Here is a 26,372-nt window from a genome sequence, read left to right as displayed (position 1 = left end):
CCTCGGTTGATTGATGTCAGCCCCACGAACCATCGTAGGACAAGTGTCCGTCAACCAGAGTGTACCTCACCCGTCCCTCAAGCTCCCAGCCCAGGAAGGGCGTGTTCTTGCCCTGGCTGCGGAGAGATTCGCGGCTGACCCGCTGGGAAGCGGCGGGATTGAAGATGCAGATGTCGGCCGGCGCGCCCGCCGCCAGGCTGCCGCCTTCCACGCCCAGCAGCCGGGCCGGCGCGGCGGTGATCGGGGCCAGGGTCTCGCTCAGGGAAAGCCCCATCTCCCGGCCCCACTTGAGGGTCAGCGGCAGCAGCAGTTCGAGCCCCGTGGCGCCGGGCTCGGCTTCGCCGAAGGGCAGTTGCTTGCCGTCGTCGTCCACCGGCGTATGGTCGGAGCACAGGGCGTTGATGACGCCGCTGGCCAGGCCCCGGCGCAGGGCGTCGCGGTCGCGCTGGGCGCGCAGCGGCGGATCGAGCCGGGCATGGGGGTCGAAAAAGCCGATGTCGTTCTCGCACAGATGCAGGTGATGCACGGCCACGTCGCAAGTGACGGCGACGCCCGCGGCGCGGGCGCCGGCGATCATGTCCACCGCCATGGCCGAGGAGATGCGCGTGATGTGGACGCGGGCGCCGGTGACCCGGGCCAGTTGCAGGATGGTCGCCAGGGCGATGGTCTCGGCCGCCACCGGAATGCCCGCCAGGCCCAGCCGGGCCGCGACTTCACCATCGTGGGCGATGCCGCCCCGGGCCAGATAGGGGTCCTGGGCCGCCAGCCAGACCGGAAAATCGAAGGTGGCGGCGTATTGCATCGCCCGCAGCAGCACCTGGGTGTCGATGATGGCGCTGTTGGCCTGACCGAAGGCGACGCAGCCCGCTTCGGCCAGCTCGGCCATTTCGGTGAGGTGCTTGCCGCCCAGCTTCTCGGTCAGGGCGCCGATCGGGTAGACCTTGGCGAACTCCGGCAGCCGCGCCCGGTGCTTCAACATCTCCACCAGCCCCGGCTCGTCCAGCGGCGGATCGGTGTCCGGCGGGCAGGCCAGGCTGGTGACGCCGCCGGCGGCGGCGGCGGCCATCTCCGATTCCAGGGTGGCGCGGTATTCATAGCCCGGCTCCCGCAGGCGCGCGGAAAGATCCACCAGCCCCGGACAGACCACGCAGCCCGCGGCGTCGATGGTGCTCACCGTGCCGTTGTCGGCGAAGCCCGCCGGCATCGTGCCGACGCCCGCCACCCGGCCGTGGGCGATGAACAGATCGGCCTGCCGATCGATATTTGCGGCCGGATCGACGAGACGGCCGTTCTTGATCTGGAGTTTCATGGTGTCTCCCGAAGGGCCGCCCCGAGGGAGGCAGCGGCCCCCTTTGGGGGCGGTACAGCGGCACAGCCGCAAACGTGGGGGATCATGTCAGTTTCCCGCCAGCATGCTCATCACCGCCATGCGCACAGCGATGCCGAAAGTCACCTGGGGCAGGATCACCGCCTGCCCGCCGTCGGCGACCGCCGAATCGATTTCCACGCCCCGGTTCATCGGCCCCGGATGCATCACGATGGCGTCGGGCTTGGCGAGCGCCAGCTTGTCCGGCGTGAGGCCGTAGGACTTGAAGAATTCCTGGGCGCTGGGCAGGAGCGCGCCGCTCATGCGCTCGCTCTGCAGCCGCAGCATCATCACCACGTCGACGCCGCGCAGGCCCTCCTTCATGTCGTTGCAGACCCGCACTCCCATTTTCTCGACGCCCGTCGGCAGCAGCGTCTTGGGCGCGATGGCGCGAATCTCCGGTACGCCCAGCGTGGACAGGGCGTGGATCTGCGAGCGGGCCACGCGCGAATGGAGGATGTCGCCGACGATGGCCACCGTCAGGTTGTGGAACTCCCGCTTGTAGTGGCGGATGGTGTACATGTCCAGCAGGGCCTGGGTGGGGTGGGCGTGACGGCCGTCGCCGGCATTCACCACGTGGATGTGGTCCTGCCGGGTGGCCGCCAGGTGGCGGGCGATCAGGTGGGGCGCGCCGCTGCTGGCGTGGCGCACCACGAACATGTCGGCCTGCATCGCCGCCAGGTTGTCCACCGTGTCGAGCAGGCTCTCGCCCTTGGACGCCGAGGAGGTGTTGATGTTGAGGTTGATCACGTCGGCCGAAAGGCGCTTGGCGGCGATCTCGAAAGTGGTGCGGGTGCGCGTGGAGTTCTCGAAGAACAGGTTGAACACGCTCTTGCCGCGCAGGGTGGGCAGTTTCTTTTCCTCCTGTCCGGCCAGTTCGGTCAGTGGCTGGGCAGTGTCGAGGATGCGCAGGATGACCTCCCGCGGCAGGCCCTCGATGGTGAGCAGGTGCTGCAATTCGCCATGCTTGTTCAACTGAGGATTGGATGAGTTCATTTGGCGTCGAAATAACTTTGCAAAATGATGGCGGCCGCCTCGGCGTCCAGGGTTTTCTTGCGGGTTTTCCAGTTCTGGCCGGCGGCGGCGAGACGCTGCTCCGCCTCGGCCGAGGACAGGCGCTCGTCCACCAGGATCACCGGCAGGCCGAAGCGGCCTTCCAGTTGCCGGGCGAAGCGCCGGCAGCGGGCGCTCATCTCGTGCTCCGCGCCGGCCAGGTCCAGGGGCAGGCCCACCACCAGCCGGTCCGGCCGCCACTCCGCGATCAGGCGGCCGATGGCGGCGAAGCGGACGTCGTTGGCTTCGGCGTCGACGATGGTCAGGGGGCGGGCCTGGCCCAGCAGCGATTCGCCCAGCGCGACGCCGATCCGGCGCGTGCCGAAGTCGAAGGCGAGCACGGTGCCCTCGGTCGATTCGGCCAACTCCGCCAACTCAGGCGTGCCCCGCGACGTCGGAAAGGTTGGCGAAATCGATGCCGAGCAGCTGCATGGCGGCGGGCAGGCGCTCCTCCGGCGGCAGCTCGAAAATGATTTCGGGCTTGGCCGCCACCGTCAGCCAGGCGTTCTGGGACAGCTCCCACTCCAGCTGCCCGGCGGACCAGCCGGCATAGCCCAGGGTCACCAGCACGTCCTGCGGCTCGCCGAGGCTGGCCATCGACAGCAGGATGTCGCGGGAACTGGTCAGCGCCATGCCGTCATCGATGGACAACGTCGATTGCCAGTTGCCCGCGGGGCGATGCAGGATGAAGCCGCGATCGGTCTGCACCGGCCCGCCGAAATAGACCGGCAGGTTGCCCAGGATGTCCTTTTCCATCACCACATCGACGCGCTCGAAGAGGGTGGCCAGGCTCATGTCCGTGGGGCGGTTGACGATCACCCCGAGCGCGCCGTCGGCGTTGTGCTCGCAGATGTAGGTCAGAGTGCGGGAAAAGTTCGGATCGGCCATGGCGGGCATGGCGATCAGGAAATGATGGGTAAGGCTGACGATATCCATGGCGTGCAGGCATTGTAGTCTACGTCCCGCCATCCATGGGATGACGGGTCATTACCGGTCACTGGCCGCCGGCGTCCGGCGGCGCGGGGGTCGTCGCCAGCATGGCGCTGCGGGATTCCGGGGTTTCCAGGCTGATGCGGCCGAGGACGCCGCCGCGGTAGTCGGTGAGCAGGATGATCGCCGCCTTGGTCAGATCCAGTTCGCCCGGTTTCCTTCCCTTCAGCAGGCAGCCGCGCTTGCGTGCCACCGCCTCCACCACGCCGATGCCGTCCAGGCCCTCGGTGGCGAAGCCGTAACGCGCCGTCAGCAGCGCCGGGTAGCGGGCCAGCAGAATCTCCGCCAGATGGCTGGCGACTTCCTCCTCGATCACCGCATTCACGCCCACCGCATGGCTGGCGGCCAGCATGTAGCCGTCGCTGTCATGGACGATCTTCGGCCAGAGCAGGCCGGGGGTGTCGGTGATCGACATGCGTGGACTGATGTCGAGGGTCTGCTGGCTCTTGGTCACCGCCGGCTCGTCGCCGACCGCCGCCACCTTGCGTTTGAGCAGCGCGTTCATCAGCGTCGATTTGCCGACGTTGGGGATGCCCATGATCATCATGCGCAGTGGTTTCAAGTTGTCGTTGCGATGCGGGGCGAGGCCCTGGCATTGCCCCGGAATCTTCGCCACGTCGGCGGCCTTCTTGCCGGAAATGGCGATCGCCTTGACGCCGGGCTGGCGGTTGTAGTGGTCGATCCAGGCCTGGGTGACCGCCGGATCGGCGAGGTCGGCCTTATTCAGCACCTTGAGGCAGGGGCGCTGGCGGTGCAGGCGCAGTTCGCGGATCATCGGATTGCTGCTGGCCTCCGGCAGGCGGGCATCGACCACCTCGATCACCACGTCGGTCTTGGCCATCGTCTCGGCGGCCTTCTTGCGCGCCGAGGTCATGTGGCCGGGGAACCATTGGATCGCCATCAGCTCACTCCGCGGCGACGACGCTGATGCAATGGTCGAGACAATGCACCTCGACGCCGGTGCGGATCTTCGCCGCCTTGCGCGTCTCGGTCCGGCCGTCGATCCGCACCAGGCCGTCGGCGACCATCCGCTTGCCCTGGCCGCTGCTGTCGGCAAGACCCGCGACCTTGAGCAGGTGGCACAGTTCGATGTATTCCTGGCCACCTGGCTGGAGCGGTACTTGGATGTGCTTCATGCGTCTTCCCTGCGGACGGAAAAAACCCAACCGGCAACGGTTGGGTTCTTGGATCATGGTGGTCTCGCCGGGACTCGAACCCAGGACCAAAGGATTGTGAGTCGATTGTGAGCCCGGATCATGCGCCCGACTTTGCGGGCCGTCATATTACCGCTATATCCGGGCAATCAATAGGTTATGGTGCATCGTCCCGGCTATTTTCCGGGGGCACTAGCGCGCGCTGACAACAACCCAGGGGTTGATGACTGGAACGCCGGCTGCCTCGAATGGGCCGATGTCGCGCGTCGCTACGCTGAACCCTCGGGCAACAGCGGCGGCCGCGATGTAGCCATCCGGCGTAGGGAAGCCTTTACCCGCGGATTTCGCCTTGGCGGCGAGTTCTCCGTACTGTCGCGCCGCATCGATGTCGAACGGCAGAATGCGCCCCTCGAAAAGCTCCAACAGGTCATCAAGCACCCGCGACAGCGCGCTTTTCCTCTTGCCACTGGGTAAGGCAGCGAGACCAAATGACACCTCGGCGAGTGCGATGCTCGGCAGGTAGAGGGTTTCTGCCGCCTGAGCATTCAGCCAGGCCATCACTCCGGCGTCAGCGGACGACTTCATCGCCTCTGAAATGACATTGGTATCCAGAACGATCATTCAAGCCCCATCGGATCAGCCGGGCTTCGATCCCGTTCAAGGGCCAAATCCTGATCCGTAAAACCGTATTTTCTGCCAATAGCCGCCAACGCATCGCCCATCTTCAAGCGATTTTGCGGCTTGACCGCGGCTTCCAGAATCTCGCGGATTTCCGCCTCGGCACTGTGGCCATGAGTTGCTGCGCGCACCCGTAGAGCCCGGTGAACTTCGTCGGGTACGTTGCGGACGGTCAGTGTTGCCATTGCTAGCATCTCCATTGTAATGCTGTCAACGCTGATACTATAGTTTAGTGCAAGCATGTGTGCAACGTTCCCAAGGCGTACTTGTCGGGCAGCGCGTCGACGTTCTCCGAGGAAAGATTGCCCGCCATCCTCGATCAGGGCGTCTTCCCCGGATTGCTGACGAACCCGATCCTGCCCAGGCCGGCGCGCGCCGACATCGCCATCACCCTGGCGAGAGTCTCGTAGGGCGTCCGCGCATCGGCGTACAGATGGATTTCCGGTTGAGGCACATGGCGGGCCGCTTCCCGCATGCGTTCCGGCAGCGCCTCTTCCGTCGTTGCTGCGCCGTTCCAGTAGAGGCTGCCGTCGGCCCGGATGCCGAGCTGGATCACTTCCGGCCGCAGATCGACCGGCGCGCTCGTCGCCCGGGGCAGATCGATCTTCACCGCATGCGTCAGCAAGGGCGCCGCGACGATGAACACAATGAGCAGCACCAGCATCACGTCGATCAACGGAATCATGTTGATCTCGGCGAGCGGCTGCTGGGCGTGCGGAGTCGGATGAAACGCCATTACGCCCTCCCGCCTTGCCGCGCCGGCGCGGAAACGAAATCCACCACCGTCGCCGGCGCCTCCATCCGGCCCAGGGCCAGCAAACCGAAGACCCGATGCGCATAGCTCTCCAGATCGCCATGCCATTGCCGATGGACGCGCACGAAAGCGTTGTAGGCGAGCACGGCGGGAATCGCCACCGCCAGGCCGCAGGCCGTCATGATCAGCGCCTCGCCGACCGGCCCGGCCACCCGGTCCAGACCCGCCTGCCCGGAGAAGCCGATCGCGAGCAAGGCATGATAGATACCCCAGACGGTACCGAAAAGACCGACGAACGGTGCCGTCGAACCGACCGACGCGAGCATCGACAAACCCTTCTCGCGCCGCCGCCCTTCCTCGGCGATCGCCGCGTGCAGCGCGGCGCTGATGAAATCGTCCGGCACCGCCAGATCGAAACCGCGCTTCTCCTCCGGACGCATCAACAGGCGGCACGCCGCGATACCCTTCTCCAGCACCCGCCCGTAGGGCTCTTCCACCAAGGTGCCATCGATCAGCCCTTCCGCCTCGCGAAAGGTGGACCGGGCCGAGAACACGGCCAGGAAGCGCCCGCTGGCCGCCTTCAGGCGCGCCTGCTGCCAGGTCTTCAACAGAATCAGATACCAGCTGACGATGGACATCAGCGCCAGCGCCACCAGCACCAGGACCCCGACGGCATCGGTCTGCGCCAGGAAATGACCCAGGCCGAACGGCGTGGCGACCGAGAGGATTTCAGACATGCTCAACTCCGCAAGGAAAAACGAATGGGAACGATGACCCAGCCGGCGACGTCCTTGCCGCCGTACCGGGCCGGAACGAAGCGCCAGCGCCAGACGGCCTCGGCGGCCGCCCGGTCGAGGTGCTCGAAGCCGCTGCCCTGGTCGATCTGGACGACATCCGGCCGGCCCTCGGCCGTGACATGCACGCGCAGCGCCACCCGGCCCTGTTCGCGCAGCATGCGCGACATCGCCGGGTACTCGGGCGCCGGGTTGGAAAGGTAATCGGCATCGAAACTCGGCTCCATTGGCGCAGGCTGGGCCCCCGCCCGGGTCGTTGCAGCCGCAACCGGTCCCTTGGGCGAATCGGCCGATTCCTCCGGCGTGCCCGGCACGTCGTCGGGCGCGGGCGGTGCGACCCAGGCCTGTCCGATTGGGCTGGGCGCAGCATCCGCCAGGGCCAGCACCGGTTTGGGCTTGAGACGCGCGGCCGGCGCGGAGCGTGGTTTGATCGGCAGGGGTTTCGGTTTCACCGAGGGTGCCGGATCGGCCGGCGGCTGCGGGTGTTCGGTATCGATCCAGCTCACCTGGATCACGCCGGGCGGGGCGGTGCGGCTCAGGTCGGAGACGTCGACATAGCGCACCGCGACGAGTCCCAGGCCATGCGCGAGCAGCACCGCGACGAACGCGCCATGGCGCCAGGCGAGCGGAATGTCGCCGGCGTCGGCGCGGTAGCGGCGCGGTGGGATGCCCGGCGAAGCCTGATCCTGGCATGAAGGCATCGGCGCGTTCCTGGCGAGGCGCATGAACGAGATGCCCTTATCCCGCCACGGATGACCGGCGCAAGCCGCGATGGACCGGCACCAGCGAGGCCAGCGCCTCGCCCTCGTGCTCGAAGGCCACCTGGCGCAGCGACACGCCGTAAAGACGCAGCAGATGGGCCTCGGTCAGCACGGCGTCCACCGGTCCGCAGGCGTAGTCGCTGTGGGCACAACGGGTTTATCGAGGATCAGACGATGGTCTGGCCGGCTCCTTTTTGCAATTTTTTCCCGTAGAAATTGCCGAGCGGCTCGGTGGTCTCGAGCGTGCCCGCCTGGGCCGAGGCGATCAGTTCCTTGGTGCGGTGGATCTCCGCGGCGGCACGGTCGAAATAGCTGTCGAGCGTCGCGGGCTGTATCTCGCGGATCACGTCGGCGGCATAGAGCGCCTTGACGTCGGCCACGACACGGCTGATGTCGGCGGCGTTGAAGCCCGCCGTCGCCGCCTTGACGCGCTCCGCATCGTAGGGGCCGAGCCTCTCGGGCAGCTTGGCGAGGTTGCTGTCGAGGATTTCCTGGCGGGCGCGAGCGTCGGGCAGCTTGGTTTCCAGCCACAGTTCGACGCGGCCGGCGCGCAGCAACGCCGCCGGCATCTGGTTGGGGTCCATCGCGGTCAGGATCACCGCGACCTTGCCGGCGGTTTCCGTCTCCAGCCCGTCGAGCATCGTGAGCAGGTAGCGGTTGAGGCCATGCAACCGCTCGCTTTGCATCAGCACGTCGGCGTCGTCGATGAAAATCACGGACGGCGTGCTGAGCTTGGCCTGGTCGAATACATGCCGTACCTTCGGGTAGAACGAGTCGGCCGATTCGCTGAAGATGGTGCCGTCGATCATGAAGAACTTGCCTTTCATGCGGTGCGCCAGGGCGCGGCCGATGCTGGTCTTGCCGGTGCCGGGCGGGCCGTAGAGCAGTATGCCCTTCTTCGGCTTGAGGTCGAGATCGGCGAAGCGGGAATGGAACATCATCGGGTTGACGATGAAGGTCTGCAATTTCTCGGCGATCTCCTCAAAGCCCTTCAGGCTCGAGAAATCGACCTTGGCGACCTCGCCGAGCGAGACATTGCTGCTCAGCATGCGGGTATCGAGCAGGTCGAGCACGGTCTGGTCGTCGGCTGCGGTATTGTCACGGATGAGCGCGCAGACCTCGTTGAGCTGATAGACCGAGAGCTTGGAAGCGAAACTGAAGATGCGTCTGGCATCGAGCTGCCTGGCCCGCTCCGCACCGAGGTTCTGTTCAAGGAAGAAGCTGTAATCGTCTATTGTCAGCGCGCCAAGCGGCAGGAATACCGCGCGGCCATCGAGTTGGTTCAGCAAGTTGAGGCGATTGGTGGCCGTGAACACCAGCCGTTTGCCCTTGGCGCGGGTGGTTTCGAGTAGCGCCTGCAATGTCGTGTTCAGATAGTTTGGGCGCGAGTAGGCCATGACATACTTGGTCGTGACGCAAAACAGGTCGAGTTCCTCGACAAAGACGATGTCGGCCTTGTCGAGTGCGTCATCAACCAGCCGGTGCAGCCCCTCTTCATAGCAGGGATGGTTCGCCCCTTCCGAGGCTTGCAGCACGTCGCGGCAGGAGATGCGGATACCGCCGAACTCACCGGCCAGCCTGTTGATCAATGTCGTCTTGCCGGCCCCGACCCCGCCGATGAGCACGGTCACGGGAACGGTGCGTATGGTTTCACGCAGATGCTCGAGGGCGGCGGCCTGGGTCGGCGACAGGTCGGCTGGCGCGGCGACGAGGGGATGGCCAGGCTTGAGGATGGGTGACGAAATCGGCAGATTCATGACAAAAGGGTCCTTTGGATCAGTTGGTGAGGGATTCATCCGGCCACGGCGGTATGAACGTTTTCGATCGGCCGATGGGTGACGGCATGATCGGCAAGCCGCGACCCGTCGCCTTCGGCGGTGGCGAGGCGTACGGTGCGGTTATGCAGGGCGGCGAGCGAGGCGCGGTGGCCGGCGCTCAGGACCGCCGTATCGGGCAGCCGCGTGGCGAGCAGGCGATGGAGCGCGGCTTCGGACGTCTCGTCGAGCGCCGAGACCGCCTCGTCGAGCAGCAGGATGTCGGGCCGGTGGAGCAGGGCGCGTGCGAAGGCGATGCGCTGCCGCTCGCCGCCGGACAGGCCGGCCGTGGACACGATGTCGTCGTCGAGCCGGTCGGCAAGCATCGGCAGGCCGACCGCGGCGAGCGCATCGCGCAGCACGTCATCCGACATCGAACCGGCAAGGCCGGGATAGGCGAGCGCGTCGCGCAAGGTGCCGAGCGGCAGGTAGCCGCGTTGCGGCAGCGCCATCAGGCGCGCGCCGCGCTTCACGCTCACGCGTCCTTCGCCGAACGGCCAGATGCCGGCCAGCGCCCGGAGCAGGCTGGTCTTGCCGATGCCCGAGGAACCGATGAGCAGCACGCGCTCGCCGGGGGTCAGCGTGAACCCGGCGACAGCGGCGATGGGAGCACCGTCCGGCAGCCGCACGACGAGATCGCTCGCGGCCAGCGCCGGACCGGGATCGTCATGCGCGACGTGCGCGATCCGGCCGGCCGGGTGTGCCTGTGCCGCCGCAAGCGCCTCCTCAAAGGCCGACAGCCGCTCGATCACAGAGCCCCAATAGGCGAGCGCGGCATAGTTGCGAATCAGGAAGGAGAGTTCATGGCGGATGCGGAAAAACGCTCCTGAGATCTGCGTCAAGCCGCCGAGCGGCATCGCGCCGGAAAAATAGAGCGGCGCAGCCAGCAAATAAGGGAAAACGACCACGATATTGACGAAAGCCGTCTCGAACACCCTCAACCAGCGCTGCCGCGACAGCAGCGCGTACCAGTTCGTCATGAGGAGGGAGAAGCGCTGGTCGAGTTCCGCGCGCTCCGCCGGCTCCCCCCTGATGAACGCCACCTCCTCGGTGTTCTCGCGTAGCCGCGCCAGCGAGAAGCGGAAATCGGCTTCCGCCTTCTGCTGCGTGGCATCGAGACCGATCAGCGACCGGCCGAGGAGATGCATCAGCCAGGTGCCGATGCCGGCATAGAGAAACGACGACATCACCAGCAGCAAGGGCATGGCGATTGCGATGCCCATGAGTTCGATCGGAGCGGCGGCGGGGATCGTCGCCAGGATGGTGCCGAAGGAAGCCAGCGCGACCAGCGTGGTGAGCAAGCCCAGGCCGATCGAGATCGCATGCTTGACATAGAGGCTCACGTCCTCGGCGATGCGCTGGTCGGGGTTGTCCGGCGCGTCGCCGAAAAGCTGCACCCGGTAATGCACGCCATCCGCGAGCCAGGGCGCGAGATAGCGGCCGGTGAGCCAGCGCCGCCAGCGGATGGTGAGCCATTTGTTCAGGGTGATGTCGCCGAAGGCATGCACGATGGAGGCGGCAGCGATGCCGCTGTAGGCGAAGAGCTGGAACACGAAGGCGTCCCAGTCCTTCGCGCCGAGCGCGTTGAACAGCGCCGCGTTCCAGTAGCTCGACGCCACCGCCACGCCGACGCCGGCAAGGTTGAGCGCAACCAAGCCAGCCAGCAGCGCCCGCGCCTGCCAGCACTCTTCCGAGCGGAACCAGAGGACGCCGATGCGCCAGCCAGCCCTTGCCAGAACAATCAGGCGGCGGCGCGGACTCGTCTCGCGCCCTGCCGCCTGCGCGGGGTCACCCATCAGAGCGGCTCTGGCGACGGGCGACGGGGAACGGCGATGCAGAGCCATCGGGCCGATGCACAAACCTTTTGCTCCTCGCGCCCGCCATCGGCTCCTTACACGAGGGCATTAAAACTTGGCGGTGGCGGAAAAAGTAAAGGTTCTCGGGAATCCGGGGACCAAGTCGCCACTGTTCTGCCAGTAGTGCTTGTCGGTGACATTTTGGACATTCATGCGCAGGATCACTGGCGTGTCGTTGTAGACCGTCTCATAGCGCAGCCCCATGTCACCAACTGCGTAGGACGGAACGGTACGTGTGTTCGCCCCGTCGTAATAATACGAACCGAGATAGCTCACACCCCCGGTCAGATAGAGATTGAAAGGCAAGCGGTATTCGCCCCAGAGCGCGGCTCTCCGCTTTGGTACGCGGACGACCTGTTTGCCGAGGACGGCAGCCTTATTGGTCTTGGTTATTTCCGTATCGAGATAGGTACCGCCCGCCATGATAGCTAGGTTATCGGTCACTTTTCCGGTCGCGGTCAGTTCGACTCCCTTGTGGACCTGCCGGCCGTCCTGGTTTCTGGTTAATGTGCCATCAAGATTGGTGACATCGTAGAGGTTCGCTTTGTCGATCTGGAAGAGCGCAAGGGTAAGAAGGGTGCTGCCCACGCTCGCCTTTGCTCCAATCTCCACCTGCTTGCTGACCGTCGGCGGCAGAATCTCTCCGGCATTCGAATAGGGCGGTATGTTCGTTTTGGAAACGATGCCGCCACCTTCGAGCGATTCGATATAGGTACCGTAAAGCGAGATATTGGGCGTCGGCTTGAAGATTAGGGATACGTTGGGCGTGACGACTGACTTGTCGTAGCTGCTTGTCACCTTGCCCGTTACCGCGTAAGAGCGCGTCGTGATTGTCGAGAGGTTTGCGCCAAGCAGGAGCGAAAAATACTGATTGAAGGTGATATCGTCTCCAAGAAGGAGATTGTCGCTCTTGGAATCAGACGAATGGTATTTGGGGGTTGTTCCGACAGAAGGTTTTACCAATGGCGCAGAGTTCTGGGCGTCGGCAAGCGTTGGAAATGAGACGGTGGCGGTATTGACCGCGTACTGGTCATTGCCATATTGGTCATTGCGTGGGGTGAAGTAGTCATTCTTACTGAAGTTTGTTCCGAGCGTTACCTTGTGCTGAATGCCGAACGTGTTGAATTTCCTGTCGAGGTAGAGATAGCCACCCGTCTCTTTGGCTATAGGACCGTTGATGGCAATAGCTCTGAATGAGTACGCCCCGTTGACCCCGGGCGTCAGTGCGTACGGTGAATAGGCGGTCCTGAACTCATGGCGATAGAGGGCGGCCACCCGCAGCGTCGTGTCGTTGTCGATGTCCCACCGGATCGTGCCGCCCACCCGGTCCGCCTCCGCATTGTTGTAGCCCCAGTTCGGAGTCAAGGGCTTTGTGTTGTCGAAATCCTTTACGGATGGAATGTCAGCCGGCAAGGATAAGCCCACTCCGCTGGTCCCTGTACGCTTATAGTCAGTGTGTGCAGCGTTAATTTCGACTTTGATGGAGTCCGTTACCTTCCAATCCAACGCACCGCTAACGAGGGTTCTTCTTATACCTACATCAATAGCGTTATCGCCATCCTGATAAAGCGCATTAAGCCGGTAAGCAAACTTTCCCTCCTTGTCGATCGGGCTGCCCAGATCGAGGTGCGCGAAGTATTGCGAGCCACCATAGTTGCCGACCGTCACATTGGCGAGAGGCGTCGCGGTAGGGCGCTTGGTGACATAATTCACCATTCCGCCTACATTACCCGAACCGTAAAGAAAGCCGGAGAGTCCGGAGAAGACCTCCATGCGCTCCATGTCTTCCATGTCGTTTCCGTACCAGGTACCGCGGATTGGAATACCGTCCAGCGCGATACTCTGGCCGAAGCCTCTTATGGTGCCGGTCGCGGAGTAGCCGGCAAATGGACCGTTATATTGGGGCTGGATGATAGGGTTGAATTTGATGAGCTGATCGGTCGTCCCCGCGTTCATGTTTTGCATGAGTTCCGCCGGCGTGACGTGGATCGAATAAGGCGTATCGAGGATGGGCTTGTCGCCCCACGGGCCGGTCGTCTTCGCCGTCGTCGGCTTATATCCAACTTCCGCGCTTCCCTCCTTTGGAATCGCCACCGCATCCCCCGCGACCATCACCTCCTTCAGCACCGGCGCAATCTTTCCGACGACTGCCTTGTTCCCTTCGAAGCTCACGCCGAGCCCGCTGCCTTCGAGCAATTTGCGTAGGGCATCGACGGGTTCGAGATTGCCTTTGATGGCTGGCGCGGTCTTGCCTTCGAGCAACGAGGCATCGCCACCAATGGAAAGACCCGATAGACGGGAGAGTTGCTGAATCGATGTGGTCAGCGATTGGACTGGCAGATCGACGGCCAGCGGCGTTGCATGGGTGAATGCCGCCGCCAGGGAAAGAACGGCGGCGGCGATGGGACGGAGGGGAAAGGCAAAGCGAGGGGAAGACATGACGGGCTCCGGTCAAAAGGTGAAAAGCGTGGTTTCGCTTCCTTGACGGAGCAGCGCCAGAAATTACTCAAATTATTTTTTGATTTGGACGGAACAGTAGTTCAATGCCGCTGCAGAACCGCCTTGCCATTGGCTTCGAAGCGCACATCGACAGTAGCCATTTTCGGCAGCAACCGTAAGAAACCCTCGACGTCGGCAATGTTTACCGAGGCGGTGACACGCGATTCGCTTCCGAGCGGGCCCGCCAGGACGACCGGCGCCTTGCGGTAGCGCGAGAAGGTGGTGGCGATCTCGGCGAGACCGGCGTTTTCCAGGTCGATGAAGCCGCTCTCGAAGGCGAAAGCGCCGGCCGCGTTGCGCTGGACGCGGGCGAGTTGGGCTTCGGCATTTGGCGAGAAGATGAGTTCGGCGACTTCGCCATCCTGCAACTGGATGCGCCGGCGCCGCCAGAAAGGGCCTGTCTCGATCTGGACGCACCCGTGATCGACGCTGACGCGAGTGCGGTCGACCAGCCGGTTGACGGCAAAACGCGTTCCCAGCACAGTGACTCGGATATCGCCAGCCTCGACGATGAAGGGACGCTCCGCATCGCGTACGACGTCGAACGCGGCCTCGCCCTGCTGGAGCACGATACGGCGCTCGGCCCGGCTGTAACTGACTTCGGCCGCGCTGGTCGCACCGAGGGTAAGCTGGCTGCCGTCATCGAGGATTGCCCGCCTGGGTTGGCCGATCTCGCTGCGCAGGGCAACTTCCCAGATGGCGGTGTGGCGCCATTGCCACCAGGCCGCTTCGCCGCCAATGCTGACCAGCAGGATGGCGCCCAGGTGATTTTTCAACAAGCGTCGGCGTTGTTCGCGCTTGCGATCCAGCCCCTGGCCGACGGTTTCCCATCCTTGCGGACTATCCAGGCGCTGCCAGAACTCCTCGAAAGCCGCGTATTCACGGGCATGCGCCGGATTGCTGGTGAGCCAGGCCTCGAAACGTCCCCGTTCCGGGTCATCGACTTCAGTGCCGAGCATGCGGGTAAACCAGCGCGCTGCCTCCTCGCGCACACCGCTCAAATCATCAACTCCTCTGCATCGCGCAGATCGACCATGGTGCGCATGACGTGGTTTTCCACGGTGCGGATGGAAAGCCCAAGGCGCTCGGCGATTGCCCGGCAACTCAATCCGTCGATGCGGAACAACCAGAACACTTCGCGGCGCTTGGCCGGCAGGCGGTCGAACACGCGCTGCGCGGCGCTCAGGCAGGCGCGTAACTGCGCGACTCGTTCAGCCGATGGGGCGAGCGCGGCAAAGTTGCCTTCCCCGGTCCAGTCTTCGTAATCGGGCAAGGGCGCCCAGCGAGCATCGTCGCGGTAATGGTCGGTCAGCACCGTGCCGACCACGGTACGCAGATAGGCATGCGGCCGCGCGATGGGTTCGCGCGTCGTCGCCAGGGCCAGTCGGATCAGGGAATCGTGCAATACATCGCCTGCACGATGGACGCACCCCGTCCGTCGCTGGATACCCCCAAGCAGATCGGCGTACGCCCACCGCAGATCCACCCCGTGCCAGGTCATCTTTGATGACATGTTTTCGCTATATACAACTAGATATAGCGATGATAACAAATCAAACAAGAAAAAGGGTTCGCGGCAATGATCCGCGAACCTTATGCAAAGTTAGCAACTACTTGCCAAGCCGTACCTTGCGCAGTTCGGACGGCACGTTGGTATCGAGCACGTACATCATGAAAGATCAGCTGGCTGGACTTCAATGGTCACGCGCGGCGGCTCGAACTCGATGTCCGCAATATCCGGCATCGCCAGCGCGTCGGCGATGTTGCGCCGCTGCTTTGTCAGCCGCTGATAGTCCTCGAAGCTCAACAGCACATGCGCAGGTTTACCGCGATCCGTGATGAACACCGGGCCGCTCTTGGCGGCCTTCTTTGCCCGCGTCACGTCCTGGTTCAGTTCCCGACAAGCCGTTGCCCGGTGGCTGACCACAAGTGAGTTGGTGACAGGAGCCGCCAGTCAGTCAGATATTTACACAAAGAAAGGTTCATCGCGGCTTTCCTCGGAACGCCACGATGAACCAGAAAAAAACCTGACTCAGTAAATCAGGGACTTTGTGGATGGTGGGCCCGCTGGGACTCGAACCCAGGACCAAAGGATTATGAGTCCTCTGCTCTAACCGACTGAGCTACAGGCCCGTCGCTCCCACCGGTGGGCGGGAGCGGCGAAAGGCGGATCAGGTTTCCGAATCCAGGAAGCTGCGCAGCTTCTCGGAGCGGGTCGGGTGCCTGAGTTTCCTCAGGGCCTTGGCTTCGATCTGGCGAATGCGTTCCCGGGTGACGTCGAACTGCTTGCCCACTTCCTCGAGGGTGTGGTCGGTGTTCATCTCGATGCCGAAGCGCATCCGCAGCACCTTCGCCTCGCGCGGCGTCAGACTGTCGAGGATTTCCTTGGTCACTTCGCGCAGGCTGGCGAACAGGGCGGCATCGGCCGGTGCCAGGGTGGCCGAGTCCTCGATGAAGTCGCCCAGATGGGAGTCGTCGTCGTCGCCGATCGGGGTTTCCATGGAGATCGGTTCCTTGGAAATCTTGAGGATCTTGCGGATCTTGTCCTCGGGCATTTCCATCTTGATCGCCAGGGTCGCGGGATCGGGCTCCATGCCCGTCTCCTGCAGGATCTGGCGGCTGATCCGGTTCATCTTGTTGATGGTCTCGATCATGTGCACCGGGATGCGGATGGTGCGCGCCTGGTCGGCGATGGAGCGGGTGATCGCCTGGCGGATCCACCAGGTGGCGTAGGTCGAGAACTTGTAGCCGCGGCGGTATTCGAACTTGTCCACCGCTTTCATCAGGCCGATGTTGCCTTCCTGGATCAGGTCGAGGAACTGCAGGCCGCGATTGGTGTATTTCTTGGCGATGGAGATCACCAGGCGCAGGTTGGCCTCGGTCATCTCGCGCTTGGCGCGGCGCGCCTTGGCTTCGCCGGTGGACATCTGCTTGTTGATGTCCTTGAGCTCCTTCAACGGGATGCCGATGCGGGTCTGCAGGTCGATCAGCTTCTGCTGCTGCTCGAGAATGTTCGGCGCGACGCGCATCAACTGGGCCGAATAGGGCTTGTTGGACTGCACCTCCTGCTTCAGCCACTCCATGTTGGTCTCGTTGCCGGGGAAGACCTTGATGAAGTGGGGACGCGGCATGTGCGCCTTGTCCACGCAAAGATGCAGGATCTTGCGCTCGTGGTTGCGCGCGGCTTCCACCATGCCGCGCACCGAGTCGCACAGGCGCTCGATGGTGCGGGCGGTGAAGCGGATGTTCATCAGCTCGTCGGAGATGGCCTTCTGCACCTTGAGATAGCCCTTGTCCTGGGAGCCTTTCTTGGTCAGCGCCGCCATCAGCTTGCCGTAGTGCTGGTGGATCACGGTGAAGCGCTCCAGCGCTTCCTGCTTGAGCTTCAGCAGGGAAGCCGCGACCGCGCCGCCGCCCTCGTCGTCGTCGTCGTCGGATTCCAGATCCTCGTCGTCCGCGACGGCCTCCTGCTCTTCCTCCGGCGGGGCGTTCGGATCGATCAGGCCGTCGACGACCTCGTCGATGCGCATTTCGTCGCGCGCCACCTTGTCCGCCAGTTCGAGAATCTCGGCCACGGTGGTGGGGCAGGCGGAGATGGCCATGACCATGTGCTTGAGGCCGTCCTCGATGCGCTTGGCGATCTCGATTTCGCCTTCCCGGGTGAGCAGTTCCACCGAGCCCATTTCGCGCATGTACATGCGCACCGGGTCGGTGGTGCGGCCGAATTCGGAGTCGACCGTGGCCAGCGCCTGCTCGGCCTGCTCTTCCACCTCCTCGGCATCCACCGGCGCCGGGGCGCCCTCGTTGAGCAGCAGATCCTCGCTGGCCGGCGCCTCGTCGAACACCTGGATGCTCATGTCGTTGAAGGTGGAGATGATCGATTCGATCTGCTCCGCGTCCACCATGTCGTCGGGCAGGTGGTCGTTGATCTCGGCGTAGGTCAGGTAGCCCCGTTCCTTGCCCAGGGCGATCAGGTTCTTCAGTCGGGTGCGCTTGGCTTCGACGTCCAGCGGCTGGGGCGCCTCGGGCGCCACCTGGGCAAGCCGGCCCTTCTTGCCCGCGGCCTTGCCACCGGCCGTCTTGGCGAGGGGCTTGGTCGGCGCGACCGGCGCCGGAGCGGCCGGACTCGCGGCAGGCACCGCCTTGACCGCGGACGATTTCTTTTCGGCCGAGGCCGGCTTCTTGGCGACGGAGGCCGCTTTGGTAGTAGTCTTCATGGCGGCGGACTTGGTCTGGGTTTGGGTTTGCTTGGCTGTTTCCTTGGGCATGACGATCCTCGGTTCAGGCACCCGATGCTGCGCTCGTTACCCTTTTCTTGGAGTGGGTAAAGCGCAGGAAAAGCGCTCAATTATACAGTACTTATAGCGTTAGCCACCCTTGCGGGCCAATAGTTCCGCCAGCCGCCGGCGTTCTTCGGGGCTCAACGTACCCTCCCGCGCCCGCGCGGTCAGGACGTCGATTTCGCGCCGCAGCGAGCCTTGCCGGAGCTTGCCCTGGGCGTCGTTGAGCACCGCCTCGAGGGACGCCGCGTCAGGTTCCTCCATCGTCAGTTGCGCGGCCAGCGACGACACCAGGGCCTCCTGCGGATGGCCGCGGAAGAACTCGAGCAGCAATCCCATGCCGCCGCCGCCATGCAGTTCGCCATGGTCCATGGCGTCCGCCACCGCGTGGATCGCGGCGCCTTCGGGCTGGTCGGCGGCGATCAGCTCCAGCGGCAGGCGCAGCGACCATTCGGGCTTTTGCAGCACGATCTCCAGCAGCGCGTGCTCGATGGAGCGCGGACTGGTGCGGTTGCGCGGGGCGAACGGCGCGGGACGACTGCGGGTCAGCGGGCGCAACTCGCACTGCACCTCGACCTCGGCCTGCGACAGCTGGGCGAGTTCGGCGATCGCCTTGGTCAGTTGCACGCGCAGGACCGGCGCCGCCACCTTCTGCAGCAGCGGCTTGGCCTCATGGATCAAGCGGGCGCGGCCCTCCGCGGTGTAGGGCTTGGTGCGTTCGCGCAGGCCGCGCACGAGGAATTCGCTGAGCTTGGTGGCATTGTTGAGCTGAGTGATGAAGGCTTCGCGACCATGCTCCCGGACAAATTCGTCTGGATCCTGGTTGCCGGGCATTTGCAGGATTTCCACACTCTTGTTGTCCACCAGGAATTCCAGGCTGACCTCCATGGCTCGCCAGGCAGCCTTGTCGCCGGCGGCATCCCGGTCGAAACAAAACACCACGCGGCTGGCCTGGCGCAGCAATTTCTGCACGTTGGTGCCGGTGGCGGCGGTGCCCAGGGTGGCGACGGCGTTCTCTACACCGCTCTGGGCCAGGCCTACCACGTCCATATAGCCTTCCACCACGATCACCCGGTCTTCGCCGTGGATGGACTTGCGCGCCTGGGGCATGCCGTAAACCTCGTGGCCCTTCTGGAACAGCGGGGTTTCCGGGGAGTTGAGGTATTTGGGTTCGCCAGCGCCGATGACCCGGCCGCCAAAGCCGATGACATTGCCCTTCTGGTCGATGATGGGAAACATGACGCGGTCGCGGAAACGGTCGTAGCGACGGCCCTGCTCGTTGACGATGATGAGGCCGCATTCGACCAGGGCATCGTCGTTGTAATTGGGGAAGACCTTTTCCAGCCCCTGCCAGTCATCGGGGGCGTAGCCCAGGGCAAAGCGGGCGGCGATTTCGCCAGTGAGCCCCCGGGCCTTGAGGTAGTCGATGGCCTTGGGGGAGGTCTTGAGTTGGTCCCGGTAGAATTTCATGGCCCGGGCCATCAGCTCGGTCAGGGGGGCTTTGCGGGCCGCGTCCTCGACACGGCGGTTGAAGGAGGCTTCCCGCGGCACCTGCATCCCGGCGCGACCGGCCAGCTCCTCCACCGCGTCGATGAAGCCCAGCCCCGAATACTGCATCACGAAACCGATGGCGCTGCCGTGGGCGCCGCAACCGAAGCAATGGTAGAACTGCTTGCTGGGGCTGACCGTGAAGGATGGAGTCTTCTCGCTGTGGAAGGGGCAGCACGCCGAGTAGTTGGCGCCGGCCTTGCGCAGCGGGACGTAGCTTTCCACCACCCCGACGATGTCGATGCGGGCCAGCAGATCCTGGATGAAGGACTCGGGAATCATGCGTTGCCGGGAAAACCTCCCGGCTCTCAGGTTAGGTGCCGAGCCGGCTCTTCACCAGCTTGGAGACCAGGCCCATGTCCGCCCGTCCGGCGACGCGGGGCTTGATCAGCGCCATCACCTTGCCCATGTCGGCGGCCGAGGCCGCGCCGGATTCGCTCACTGCGGCGGCGACGATCGCCGCCAGTTCCGCCTCGGACAGCGCGGCCGGCAGGTAGGCGGCCAGCACCTCGGCCTCGAACTTCTCGGCGTCGGCCAGATCCTGGCGGCCGGCCGCTTCGTATTGACTGATCGAGTCGCGGCGCTGCTTCTGCATCTTGTCGATCACCGCGATCACGCCGGCGTCGTCCAGTTCCACCCGCTCATCCACTTCCTTCTGCTTGATGGCGGCCAACAACAGGCGCAGGGCGCCCAGGCGGGCGGCCTCCCTGGCTCGCATGGCCGTTTTCATATCCTCGTTGATGCGCAGCTTCAGCGACATGGTGGCTCCTCGAAACAGTCTCTTGAAACGCCAAAACCGCCCGAAGGCGGTTTCAGCAGTGATCTGGTTGCCACGGCCCCTGGCGGGGCGCAGCCGGGCTGCTTAGTACAGCTTCGGCGGCAGCGTCTGGCTGCGGATGCGCTTGTGATGGCGCTTCACGGCGGCGGCCAGCTTGCGCTTGCGTTCGGCGGTGGGCTTCTCGTAGAACTCGCGCGAGCGCAACTCGGTCAATAGACCGGTTTTTTCGATGGTGCGCTTGAAGCGGCGGATGGCGACTTCGAACGGCTCGTTTTCCTTGACGCGGATACCCGGCATTGCATTAATCCTGATGGAAACCCCTGCTGGGGCGGGAAAAGGGGCGCATTTTAACCGCTTTCCTTTCGATGTCAAACGTTTTCGCGGCGGGCGCCGATCCTGTTCCGGGGAGCGGCTACAATGCCGCCCCTATGCTCGTCCTCGGCATCGAATCCTCCTGCGATGAAACCGGCGTGGCCCTCTACGACACGGAGCGGGGCCTGCTGGCGCATGCCGTGCATTCCCAGATCGCGATGCACGAGGAATACGGCGGAGTGGTGCCCGAGCTGGCGTCGCGCGACCACATCCGGCGCCTGATCCCGCTCTTGGAGCGGGTTCAGGCCGAGGCCGGGGCGGCGCGACGGGACATCGACGCGATCGCCTACACGGCCGGGCCCGGCTTGGCCGGCGCGCTGCTGGTGGGTTCCGGTTTCGCCGAATCGCTGGCTTTCGCGCTGGGGGTGCCGGCCCTGCCGGTGCATCACCTCGAGGGCCACATGCTCTCGCCCCTGCTTTCCGCCGACCCGCCCCGTTTCCCTTTCGTCGCCCTGCTGGTGTCCGGCGGCCACACCCAGTTGATGCGGGTCGACGGCGTCGGTGCCTACGCGTTGCTCGGCGAGTCGCTCGACGACGCGGCCGGCGAGGCGTTCGACAAGACCGCCAAGCTGCTCGGCCTGGGCTATCCGGGCGGGCCGGCGGTGTCCGCCCTGGCCGCGCAGGGCACGCCGGGGCGCTGCAAGCTGCCGCGGCCGATGCTGCATTCGGGCGACTTCGATTTCAGTTTTTCCGGCCTCAAGACCGCGGTGCTGACCCAGGTGCGGGACCGGCAACCGTCCGCGGCCGAGCGTGCCGACCTGGCCGCCGAATTCCAGGAGGCGGTGACCGAGGTGCTCGCAACCAAGGCGCTGGCGGCGGTGCGGGCGCAGTGCCTGGACACCCTGGTGGTGGCCGGCGGCGTCGGCGCCAACCGGCGCCTGCGCCAGCGGCTCGACGCCGGCGCGGCCAAGGCCGGCATCCGCGTGCATTACCCGGAACTGGATTTGTGCACCGACAACGGCGCGATGATCGCCTTCTGCGGCGCCCGGCGTCTGGCCGAAGGCCAGCGGCCCGCCGGCAACGGCGCCTTCGCCGTGCGCCCGCGCTGGCCCCTGGCCGAGCTGCTGCAACCGGGCGCCTGATAGCGTGAAAGAACGCAAAACCGGAGTGTGAGACAACTTCGAGCGTAGCGAGCAAATATCGTCACCTCCCCCGGAGAGGGGGAGGCTGGGAGGGGGCGGGCCTTCTTGTCGTTTTTTCGGTCAGCCGGTACAGCCCCTTATCGGAGCCTCTCCTGTTGGCCGGTTGAGGCGTTCTTCTGCTTGCTTCCCAGGCGGCCCTCGGTGCCGGCCAGCAGGCGCTTGATGTTGTCCTTGTGGCGCAGCAGCAGCAGGCCGGTCATTGCCAGCAGCACCAGCAGCGCCGTCTGCGGCAGGCCCAGCGCCCAGCCGGCGGCCGGGGCGGCGACCGCGGCCGCCAAGGCGGCCAGCGACGAATAGCGGCTGACCAGCGCCACGATCAGCCAGGTGCCGGCACAGATCAGCGCCAGCCAACCGGACAGGCCCGCCAGCACGCCCAGGGCGGTGGCCACGCCCTTGCCGCCCTTGAAGTCGAGGAACAGCGGAAACAGATGGCCGAGGAAGGCGGCGAGACCGGCCAGGGCGATGCCGGCGGCGTCCGCGCCGAGGGCGCCGGCCAATGCCATCGCCACCCAGCCTTTGGCGGCGTCGCCGAGCAGGGTCAGCGCCGCCGCCGCCTTGTTGCCGGTGCGCAGCACATTGGTGGCGCCGGGGTTGCCGGAGCCGAAGCTGCGTGGATCGGCCAGGCCGAACAGGCGGGAGACGATCACGGCGAAGGGCAGGGAACCGAGCAGGTAGCCGAGAACCAGCGACAGGACGAGGGGAGACGGGCTCATGGAGGCGGGCGGATAACCTAGAATGGCGCCGATTCTAACCGACGCCCGGGGCCGGACTTTATGGACTTCATTTTCATCGACGACATGCGGGTCGAGGCCCACGTGGGCATCTTCGAGCGGGAAAAGGCCGCGCCCCAGACCCTGGAGCTGAGCCTGACGTTCGGCGTGCCCGACGCGGCGGCCAAGAACGACGCCATCGAGGACACCATCCGCTACGACGTGGTGATCGAGCGCATCCGCAAGGAACTGGCGGAGCGCCACTTCAACCTGCTGGAGACCCTGGGCGAATACGTGATCGGCCTGATGCTGGACGAGTTCGGCGCGCCCTGGGTGAAGATTTCCATCGCCAAGATCGGCATCATGAAGGGCGTGCGCCGGGTCGGCGTGCAGATCGAGCGCGCCCGCGCCTGAGGGGCGGCAAAGGCAGGCCATGGCTGCATCGGGGGCGGCCAGAGGGCGGTGTACGGTATGATTGGGCCCACCACGCAGGCGGGCCCCACGGGTCGCAAGACCCTGAAGAGAAAAGCAACATCGCCGCGGATATGCAGTGATGTCGCCCCGGCCCCGGCGACCTGTTTCGCCCCGCGGCGGAATCGAACCGAAAACAAATTGGAACCGAACCCATGGACTTCGTGCTCAACGATGACCAGGAAATCATCCGCGCTTCCGCGCAATCCTTCCTGAACGATCACAGCGATTCCCCCAAGGTGCGCGCCGCGATGGCGACGCCCGACGGCATCGACACCGCCCTCTGGCGGCAGGCCGCCACCGAACTGGGCTGGTGCGCCACCGACGTGCCCGAGGACCTGGGCGGCCTGGGGCTTTCCCTGGTCGAAGTGGCCCTGCTGATGGAACAGATGGGCCAGCGCCTGGCCTGCCTGCCCTTTTTCGCCTCTGCGGTGCTGGCCGCCGGCGCGCTGCGCGAGGCAGGCGACGCCGACCGTTGCGCCGAACTGCTGGGCCAGCTGGCGGCTGGCGAAGTGACCGCCGCCGCCGCCTTCTCCGCCGACGACATCGGCTGGCGCCCCGGCGCCGCCGCGGCCACGGCCAAGCAGGCTGGCGCCGGCTGGCAGTTGGACGGCGCGGCCCGTTGCGTGCTGCACGGCTCCGCCGCCGACCTGTTCGTGGTCGCCGCCCGCGACGAGGCCGGCGCCCTGCGCCTGTTCCGCGTCGCGCCGAACGATGCCGGCGTGACCGTGAGCCGGCGCAAGACCGTCGACGAGACCCGGCCCTATGCCCAACTGACCCTGAAGGGCGCGGCGCTGGCCGAGGAACGCTGCCTGTCCGGCGCCGCCGACGCCACCGTCGGCATGATGAAGGCCACCGCCCAGGCCATGGTCGCCCTGGCCGCCGAGCAGGTGGGCGCCGCCCAAAGCTGCCTCGACATCACCGTGGCCTATGTGTCGGAGCGCAAGCAGTTCGGCCGCGTGATCGGCTCCTTCCAGGCCGTCAAGCACCGCTGCGCCGAAATGATGGTGAAAATCGAGGCCGCCCGTTCCCTGGCCCTGGGCGCCGCCTGTCGTCTGGCCGTGGCCGGTCCCGTCGGCGACGAGGATTTCGCCGAGGCCGAGGCCGCCAAGTTCTACGCCACCGACGCCCTGTTCTTTTGCGCCCAGGAGGCGATCCAGCTCCACGGCGGCGTCGGCTTCACCTGGGAATACGACCCCCAGCTCTATTTCAAGCGGGCCCAGGCGACCGCCGCCTGGTTCGGCAGCAGTTCCGCCCTGCGCGAGGACATTGCGTCCCGCGTCTTCGGCCAGTAACGCGAGGTTGCACAAACATGAAACTGGAATTTTCCGCTGAAGACGAAGCCTTCCGCCGCGAAGTGGCGGAGTGGATGAAGGCCAACCTGGTGGGCGAGTTCGAGGTGCTGCGCTTCCGCGGCGGCCCCGGCGACGAGGAGGCCTATCCGGCGTTGCGCAAGAAGTGGGAGCGCAAGCTCGCCGAAGGCGGCTGGGCCTGCGTGAACTGGCCCCAGGAACACGGCGGGCGCGGCCTGTCGCTGGCCCATCAGGTGATTTTTCACGAGGAATACGCCCGCGCCGGTGGCCCCGGTCGGCTCGGTCACCTGGGCGAGGGCCTGATCGGCCCCACCATCCTGGCTCTGGGCAGCGAGGACCAGAAGCAGCGCTTCCTGCCCGGTATCCGCGAAGGCCGCGACTACTGGTGCCAGGGCTATTCCGAGCCCGGCGCCGGCTCCGACCTGGCCAACGTGCAGACCAAGGCCGTGTTCGAGGACGGCAAGTGGAAGGTGACCGGTCAGAAGGTCTGGACCTCGCTCGCCCACGAGTGCAACTGGATCTTCGTCCTGGCCCGCTGCGAGGCCGGCTCCAAGGGCCACAAGGGCCTGATCTTCCTCTTGATGCCGCTTGACCAGCCCGGCGTCGAAGTGCGCCCGATCAAGCAGCTCACCGGCACCGCCGAGTTCAATGAAGTGTTCTTCGACGGCGCCGTGGCGCTGCCCGAGAACGTGATCGGCGAACCCGGCGACGGCTGGAAAGTGGCGATGGCGCTGCTGGCCTTCGAGCGCGGCACCTCCACCCTGGGACAGCAGATGCACTTCATCCACGAGCTGGAGCTGATCGCGGCCGAAGCCAAGAAGAACGGCGCCTACGCCGACCCTTCGATCCGCCAGCGCATCGCCCTGGCCTGGGCCGGCCTGCGCGCGATGCGCTACAACGCGCTGCGCATGCTGTCGGGCACCGAGGGCGGCACCCTGCCGCGCGAAGGCATGATGTACAAGTACTTCTGGTCCAACTGGCACCGCGACCTGGGCAAGCTGGCGATGGATATCCTGGGCAACGAGTCGATGGTGGTGGACGAGAACGACCTCACCCGCCAGAAGCTGCAGGGCATGTTCATGTTCACCCGCTCCGACACCATCTACGCGGGCACCAACGAGATCCAGCTCAACATCATCTCCGAGCGGGCGCTGGGTCTGCCCCGGGAACCGCGCTAGACGATGTGACTCAACAGACAAAGGGCCGGGCAATTCAATTGCCCGGCCCTTTGTGTTTCTGGCACCCAGGCGTTTCAGATTCCCGGCGCACCGGGCAGGGCCTGATAGTAGCTGCCGGTGAGCATGCCCCCATCCACCGCCACCTCGGCACCGCAGACGTAGGAGGCCTCGTCGCTGGCCAGGAACAGGCTGACCCGGGCGATCTCCTCGGGCTCGCCGATCCTCTGCAGGGGCACGTTGGGATAGCTCTTGTCGATGATGTCCCGGGACAGCTTGTCGGGGTTGGACATCCAGGTGTTGACGCCCCCTGGGTGCACCGAATTCACCCGGATGCCCTTGTGGCCCAGTTCCAGGGCGGCGGTGCGGGTCAGGCCGCGCACCGCCCATTTGCTGGAGGAGTAGGCGCCCAGGCCGTTGGCCGACTTCATGCCATCCACCGAGGAGATATTGACGATCGCCCCCTTGCCGCGGGCGATCATCGACGGCGCCACCGACTTGATGCCGAGAAAGGCTCCCAGTACGTTGACTTGCAGCACCCGCTCGAATTCGGCCTTCTCCGTTTCCAGCAGGGTGCGGAACAGCAGGATGGCGGCGTTGTTGATGAGGATGTCGATCTGGCCGAGATCGTTGACGGTTTCCGCCACCAGCCTCTGCCAGGCGGTCTCGTCGGTGATATCCAGATGGCGGTAGCGGGCGTCGGCGCCAAGTTCCGCGGCCAGCGCGGCGCCTTCCTGATCCAGCACGTCGGCGATGACGACCCGTGCGCCCTCGGCGACGAACAGGCGCGCAGTGGCGGCGCCCATGCCGCGTGCGCCGCCGGTGACGATGGCAACCTTGTTCCGCAAGCGTGGCATGTGCGCT

Annotated in this window: 28 protein-coding genes and 1 tRNA gene; 4 read left to right on the top strand and 25 right to left on the bottom strand. The window is 65.2% G+C overall.

Annotated features, from left to right (window positions below):
- Positions 1–16 precede the first annotated feature (16 nt).
- The 23 genes from B9N43_RS11485 to rpsU form a co-directional block, all read right to left on the bottom strand.
- Positions 17–1,309, bottom strand: coding sequence for a dihydroorotase (locus B9N43_RS11485; protein ID WP_145842332.1), 1,293 nt, complete (start codon positions 1,307–1,309; stop codon positions 17–19).
- 87 nt (positions 1,310–1,396) lie between these two features.
- Positions 1,397–2,362 (bottom strand): aspartate carbamoyltransferase catalytic subunit, encoded by a 966-nt coding sequence (locus B9N43_RS11480; RefSeq protein ID WP_145842331.1) that lies wholly within the window; start codon positions 2,360–2,362, stop codon positions 1,397–1,399.
- Entirely contained in the window at positions 2,359–2,793 is a 435-nt protein-coding gene (ruvX, locus tag B9N43_RS11475) for a Holliday junction resolvase RuvX (RefSeq protein WP_145842330.1), read from the bottom strand. The genes B9N43_RS11480 and ruvX overlap by 4 nt, the downstream gene beginning before the upstream one ends.
- Before the next feature lies 1 nt (position 2,794).
- A complete protein-coding gene (locus B9N43_RS11470; RefSeq protein ID WP_145842329.1) occupies positions 2,795–3,355 on the bottom strand; it encodes a YqgE/AlgH family protein in 561 nt (186 codons plus the stop codon).
- 58 nt (positions 3,356–3,413) lie between these two features.
- The gene (gene ylqF, locus B9N43_RS11465) at positions 3,414–4,310 is read right to left on the bottom strand and encodes a ribosome biogenesis GTPase YlqF (RefSeq protein ID WP_145842328.1); all 897 of its coding nucleotides are present in this window, start codon (positions 4,308–4,310) and stop codon (positions 3,414–3,416) included.
- 4 nt (positions 4,311–4,314) lie between these two features.
- Positions 4,315–4,545 carry an RNA-binding S4 domain-containing protein gene (locus B9N43_RS11460; protein ID WP_145842327.1) on the bottom strand — a complete coding sequence of 77 codons (231 nt, stop codon included), beginning with the start codon at positions 4,543–4,545 and terminating at the stop codon, positions 4,315–4,317.
- 210 nt (positions 4,546–4,755) lie between these two features.
- Positions 4,756–5,184, bottom strand: coding sequence for a type II toxin-antitoxin system VapC family toxin (locus B9N43_RS11455; RefSeq protein ID WP_145842326.1), 429 nt, complete (start codon positions 5,182–5,184; stop codon positions 4,756–4,758).
- The gene (locus tag B9N43_RS17605) at positions 5,181–5,426 is read right to left on the bottom strand and encodes a FitA-like ribbon-helix-helix domain-containing protein (protein ID WP_145842325.1); all 246 of its coding nucleotides are present in this window, start codon (positions 5,424–5,426) and stop codon (positions 5,181–5,183) included. The genes B9N43_RS11455 and B9N43_RS17605 overlap by 4 nt, the downstream gene beginning before the upstream one ends.
- A gap of 134 nt (positions 5,427–5,560) precedes the next feature.
- Entirely contained in the window at positions 5,561–5,977 is a 417-nt protein-coding gene (locus B9N43_RS11445; protein WP_145842324.1) for an ExbD/TolR family protein, read from the bottom strand.
- On the bottom strand, positions 5,977–6,732 hold the full coding sequence (locus B9N43_RS11440; protein WP_145842323.1) for a MotA/TolQ/ExbB proton channel family protein: 756 nt from the start codon (positions 6,730–6,732) through the stop codon (positions 5,977–5,979). The genes B9N43_RS11445 and B9N43_RS11440 overlap by 1 nt, the downstream gene beginning before the upstream one ends.
- A 2-nt stretch (positions 6,733–6,734) precedes the next feature.
- A complete protein-coding gene (locus tag B9N43_RS11435; protein WP_186453797.1) occupies positions 6,735–7,490 on the bottom strand; it encodes an energy transducer TonB in 756 nt (251 codons plus the stop codon).
- Between the two features lie 37 nt (positions 7,491–7,527).
- On the bottom strand, positions 7,528–7,671 hold the full coding sequence (locus B9N43_RS17210) for a hypothetical protein (RefSeq protein ID WP_186453796.1): 144 nt from the start codon (positions 7,669–7,671) through the stop codon (positions 7,528–7,530).
- Between the two features lie 46 nt (positions 7,672–7,717).
- Positions 7,718–9,307 (bottom strand): AAA family ATPase, encoded by a 1,590-nt coding sequence (locus B9N43_RS11430; protein WP_186453795.1) that lies wholly within the window; start codon positions 9,305–9,307, stop codon positions 7,718–7,720.
- Positions 9,308–9,342: 35 nt separating this feature from the next.
- On the bottom strand, positions 9,343–11,160 hold the full coding sequence (locus B9N43_RS11425; protein ID WP_186453794.1) for an ABC transporter ATP-binding protein/permease: 1,818 nt from the start codon (positions 11,158–11,160) through the stop codon (positions 9,343–9,345).
- A gap of 108 nt (positions 11,161–11,268) precedes the next feature.
- On the bottom strand, positions 11,269–13,659 hold the full coding sequence (locus B9N43_RS11420; protein WP_145842319.1) for a TonB-dependent siderophore receptor: 2,391 nt from the start codon (positions 13,657–13,659) through the stop codon (positions 11,269–11,271).
- Between the two features lie 101 nt (positions 13,660–13,760).
- Positions 13,761–14,711, bottom strand: coding sequence for a FecR family protein (locus B9N43_RS11415; RefSeq protein WP_261379445.1), 951 nt, complete (start codon positions 14,709–14,711; stop codon positions 13,761–13,763).
- 5 nt (positions 14,712–14,716) lie between these two features.
- A complete protein-coding gene (locus tag B9N43_RS11410; RefSeq protein ID WP_145843542.1) occupies positions 14,717–15,220 on the bottom strand; it encodes an RNA polymerase sigma factor in 504 nt (167 codons plus the stop codon).
- 168 nt (positions 15,221–15,388) lie between these two features.
- A complete protein-coding gene (locus B9N43_RS11405) occupies positions 15,389–15,601 on the bottom strand; it encodes a type II toxin-antitoxin system Phd/YefM family antitoxin (protein ID WP_261379315.1) in 213 nt (70 codons plus the stop codon).
- A 174-nt stretch (positions 15,602–15,775) separates the two neighbouring features.
- A tRNA-Ile gene (locus B9N43_RS11400) sits at positions 15,776–15,852 on the bottom strand.
- 38 nt (positions 15,853–15,890) lie between these two features.
- Complete coding sequence (rpoD, locus tag B9N43_RS11395; RefSeq protein WP_261379314.1) at positions 15,891–17,987, bottom strand: RNA polymerase sigma factor RpoD; 2,097 nt, start codon at positions 17,985–17,987, stop codon at positions 15,891–15,893.
- Positions 17,988–18,086: 99 nt separating this feature from the next.
- Positions 18,087–19,829: a DNA primase gene (gene dnaG / locus B9N43_RS11390; protein ID WP_145842316.1), complete on the bottom strand. Its 1,743-nt coding sequence runs from the start codon at positions 19,827–19,829 to the stop codon at positions 18,087–18,089.
- Positions 19,830–19,860: 31 nt separating this feature from the next.
- Complete coding sequence (locus B9N43_RS11385; RefSeq protein ID WP_145842315.1) at positions 19,861–20,307, bottom strand: GatB/YqeY domain-containing protein; 447 nt, start codon at positions 20,305–20,307, stop codon at positions 19,861–19,863.
- A 102-nt stretch (positions 20,308–20,409) separates the two neighbouring features.
- Positions 20,410–20,622 (bottom strand): 30S ribosomal protein S21, encoded by a 213-nt coding sequence (rpsU, locus tag B9N43_RS11380; RefSeq protein WP_145842314.1) that lies wholly within the window; start codon positions 20,620–20,622, stop codon positions 20,410–20,412.
- 131 nt (positions 20,623–20,753) lie between these two features.
- On the opposite strand from rpsU, the gene tsaD reads away from it, so the two are divergent.
- A complete protein-coding gene (gene tsaD, locus B9N43_RS11375; protein ID WP_145842313.1) occupies positions 20,754–21,779 on the top strand; it encodes a tRNA (adenosine(37)-N6)-threonylcarbamoyltransferase complex transferase subunit TsaD in 1,026 nt (341 codons plus the stop codon).
- Positions 21,780–21,916: 137 nt separating this feature from the next.
- Here tsaD and plsY read toward each other — a convergent pair whose 3' ends face one another.
- Complete coding sequence (plsY, locus tag B9N43_RS11370; protein ID WP_145842312.1) at positions 21,917–22,552, bottom strand: glycerol-3-phosphate 1-O-acyltransferase PlsY; 636 nt, start codon at positions 22,550–22,552, stop codon at positions 21,917–21,919.
- 60 nt (positions 22,553–22,612) lie between these two features.
- Between plsY and B9N43_RS11365 the strand changes: the two genes are divergently transcribed.
- The 3 genes from B9N43_RS11365 to B9N43_RS11355 all read left to right on the top strand — a co-directional run bounded on the left by B9N43_RS11365 (position 22,613) and on the right by B9N43_RS11355 (position 25,511).
- Positions 22,613–22,963, top strand: a complete 351-nt coding sequence (locus tag B9N43_RS11365) for a dihydroneopterin aldolase (protein WP_145842311.1) — start codon at positions 22,613–22,615, stop codon at positions 22,961–22,963.
- A 212-nt stretch (positions 22,964–23,175) separates the two neighbouring features.
- Positions 23,176–24,315 (top strand): acyl-CoA dehydrogenase family protein, encoded by a 1,140-nt coding sequence (locus B9N43_RS11360; RefSeq protein ID WP_145842310.1) that lies wholly within the window; start codon positions 23,176–23,178, stop codon positions 24,313–24,315.
- A gap of 17 nt (positions 24,316–24,332) precedes the next feature.
- Positions 24,333–25,511 carry an acyl-CoA dehydrogenase family protein gene (locus tag B9N43_RS11355; RefSeq protein ID WP_145842309.1) on the top strand — a complete coding sequence of 393 codons (1,179 nt, stop codon included), beginning with the start codon at positions 24,333–24,335 and terminating at the stop codon, positions 25,509–25,511.
- A gap of 74 nt (positions 25,512–25,585) precedes the next feature.
- Here B9N43_RS11355 and B9N43_RS11350 read toward each other — a convergent pair whose 3' ends face one another.
- Positions 25,586–26,365, bottom strand: a complete 780-nt coding sequence (locus tag B9N43_RS11350; protein ID WP_145842308.1) for an SDR family NAD(P)-dependent oxidoreductase — start codon at positions 26,363–26,365, stop codon at positions 25,586–25,588.
- Positions 26,366–26,372 lie beyond the last annotated feature (7 nt).

It is taken from the genome of Denitratisoma sp. DHT3 (assembly GCF_007833355.1).
Lineage (GTDB): Bacteria > Pseudomonadota > Gammaproteobacteria > Burkholderiales > Rhodocyclaceae > Denitratisoma.
The sequence above is the reverse complement of the archived record's forward strand: the minus strand, read 5'-3'. Positions and strand labels throughout refer to the sequence as shown.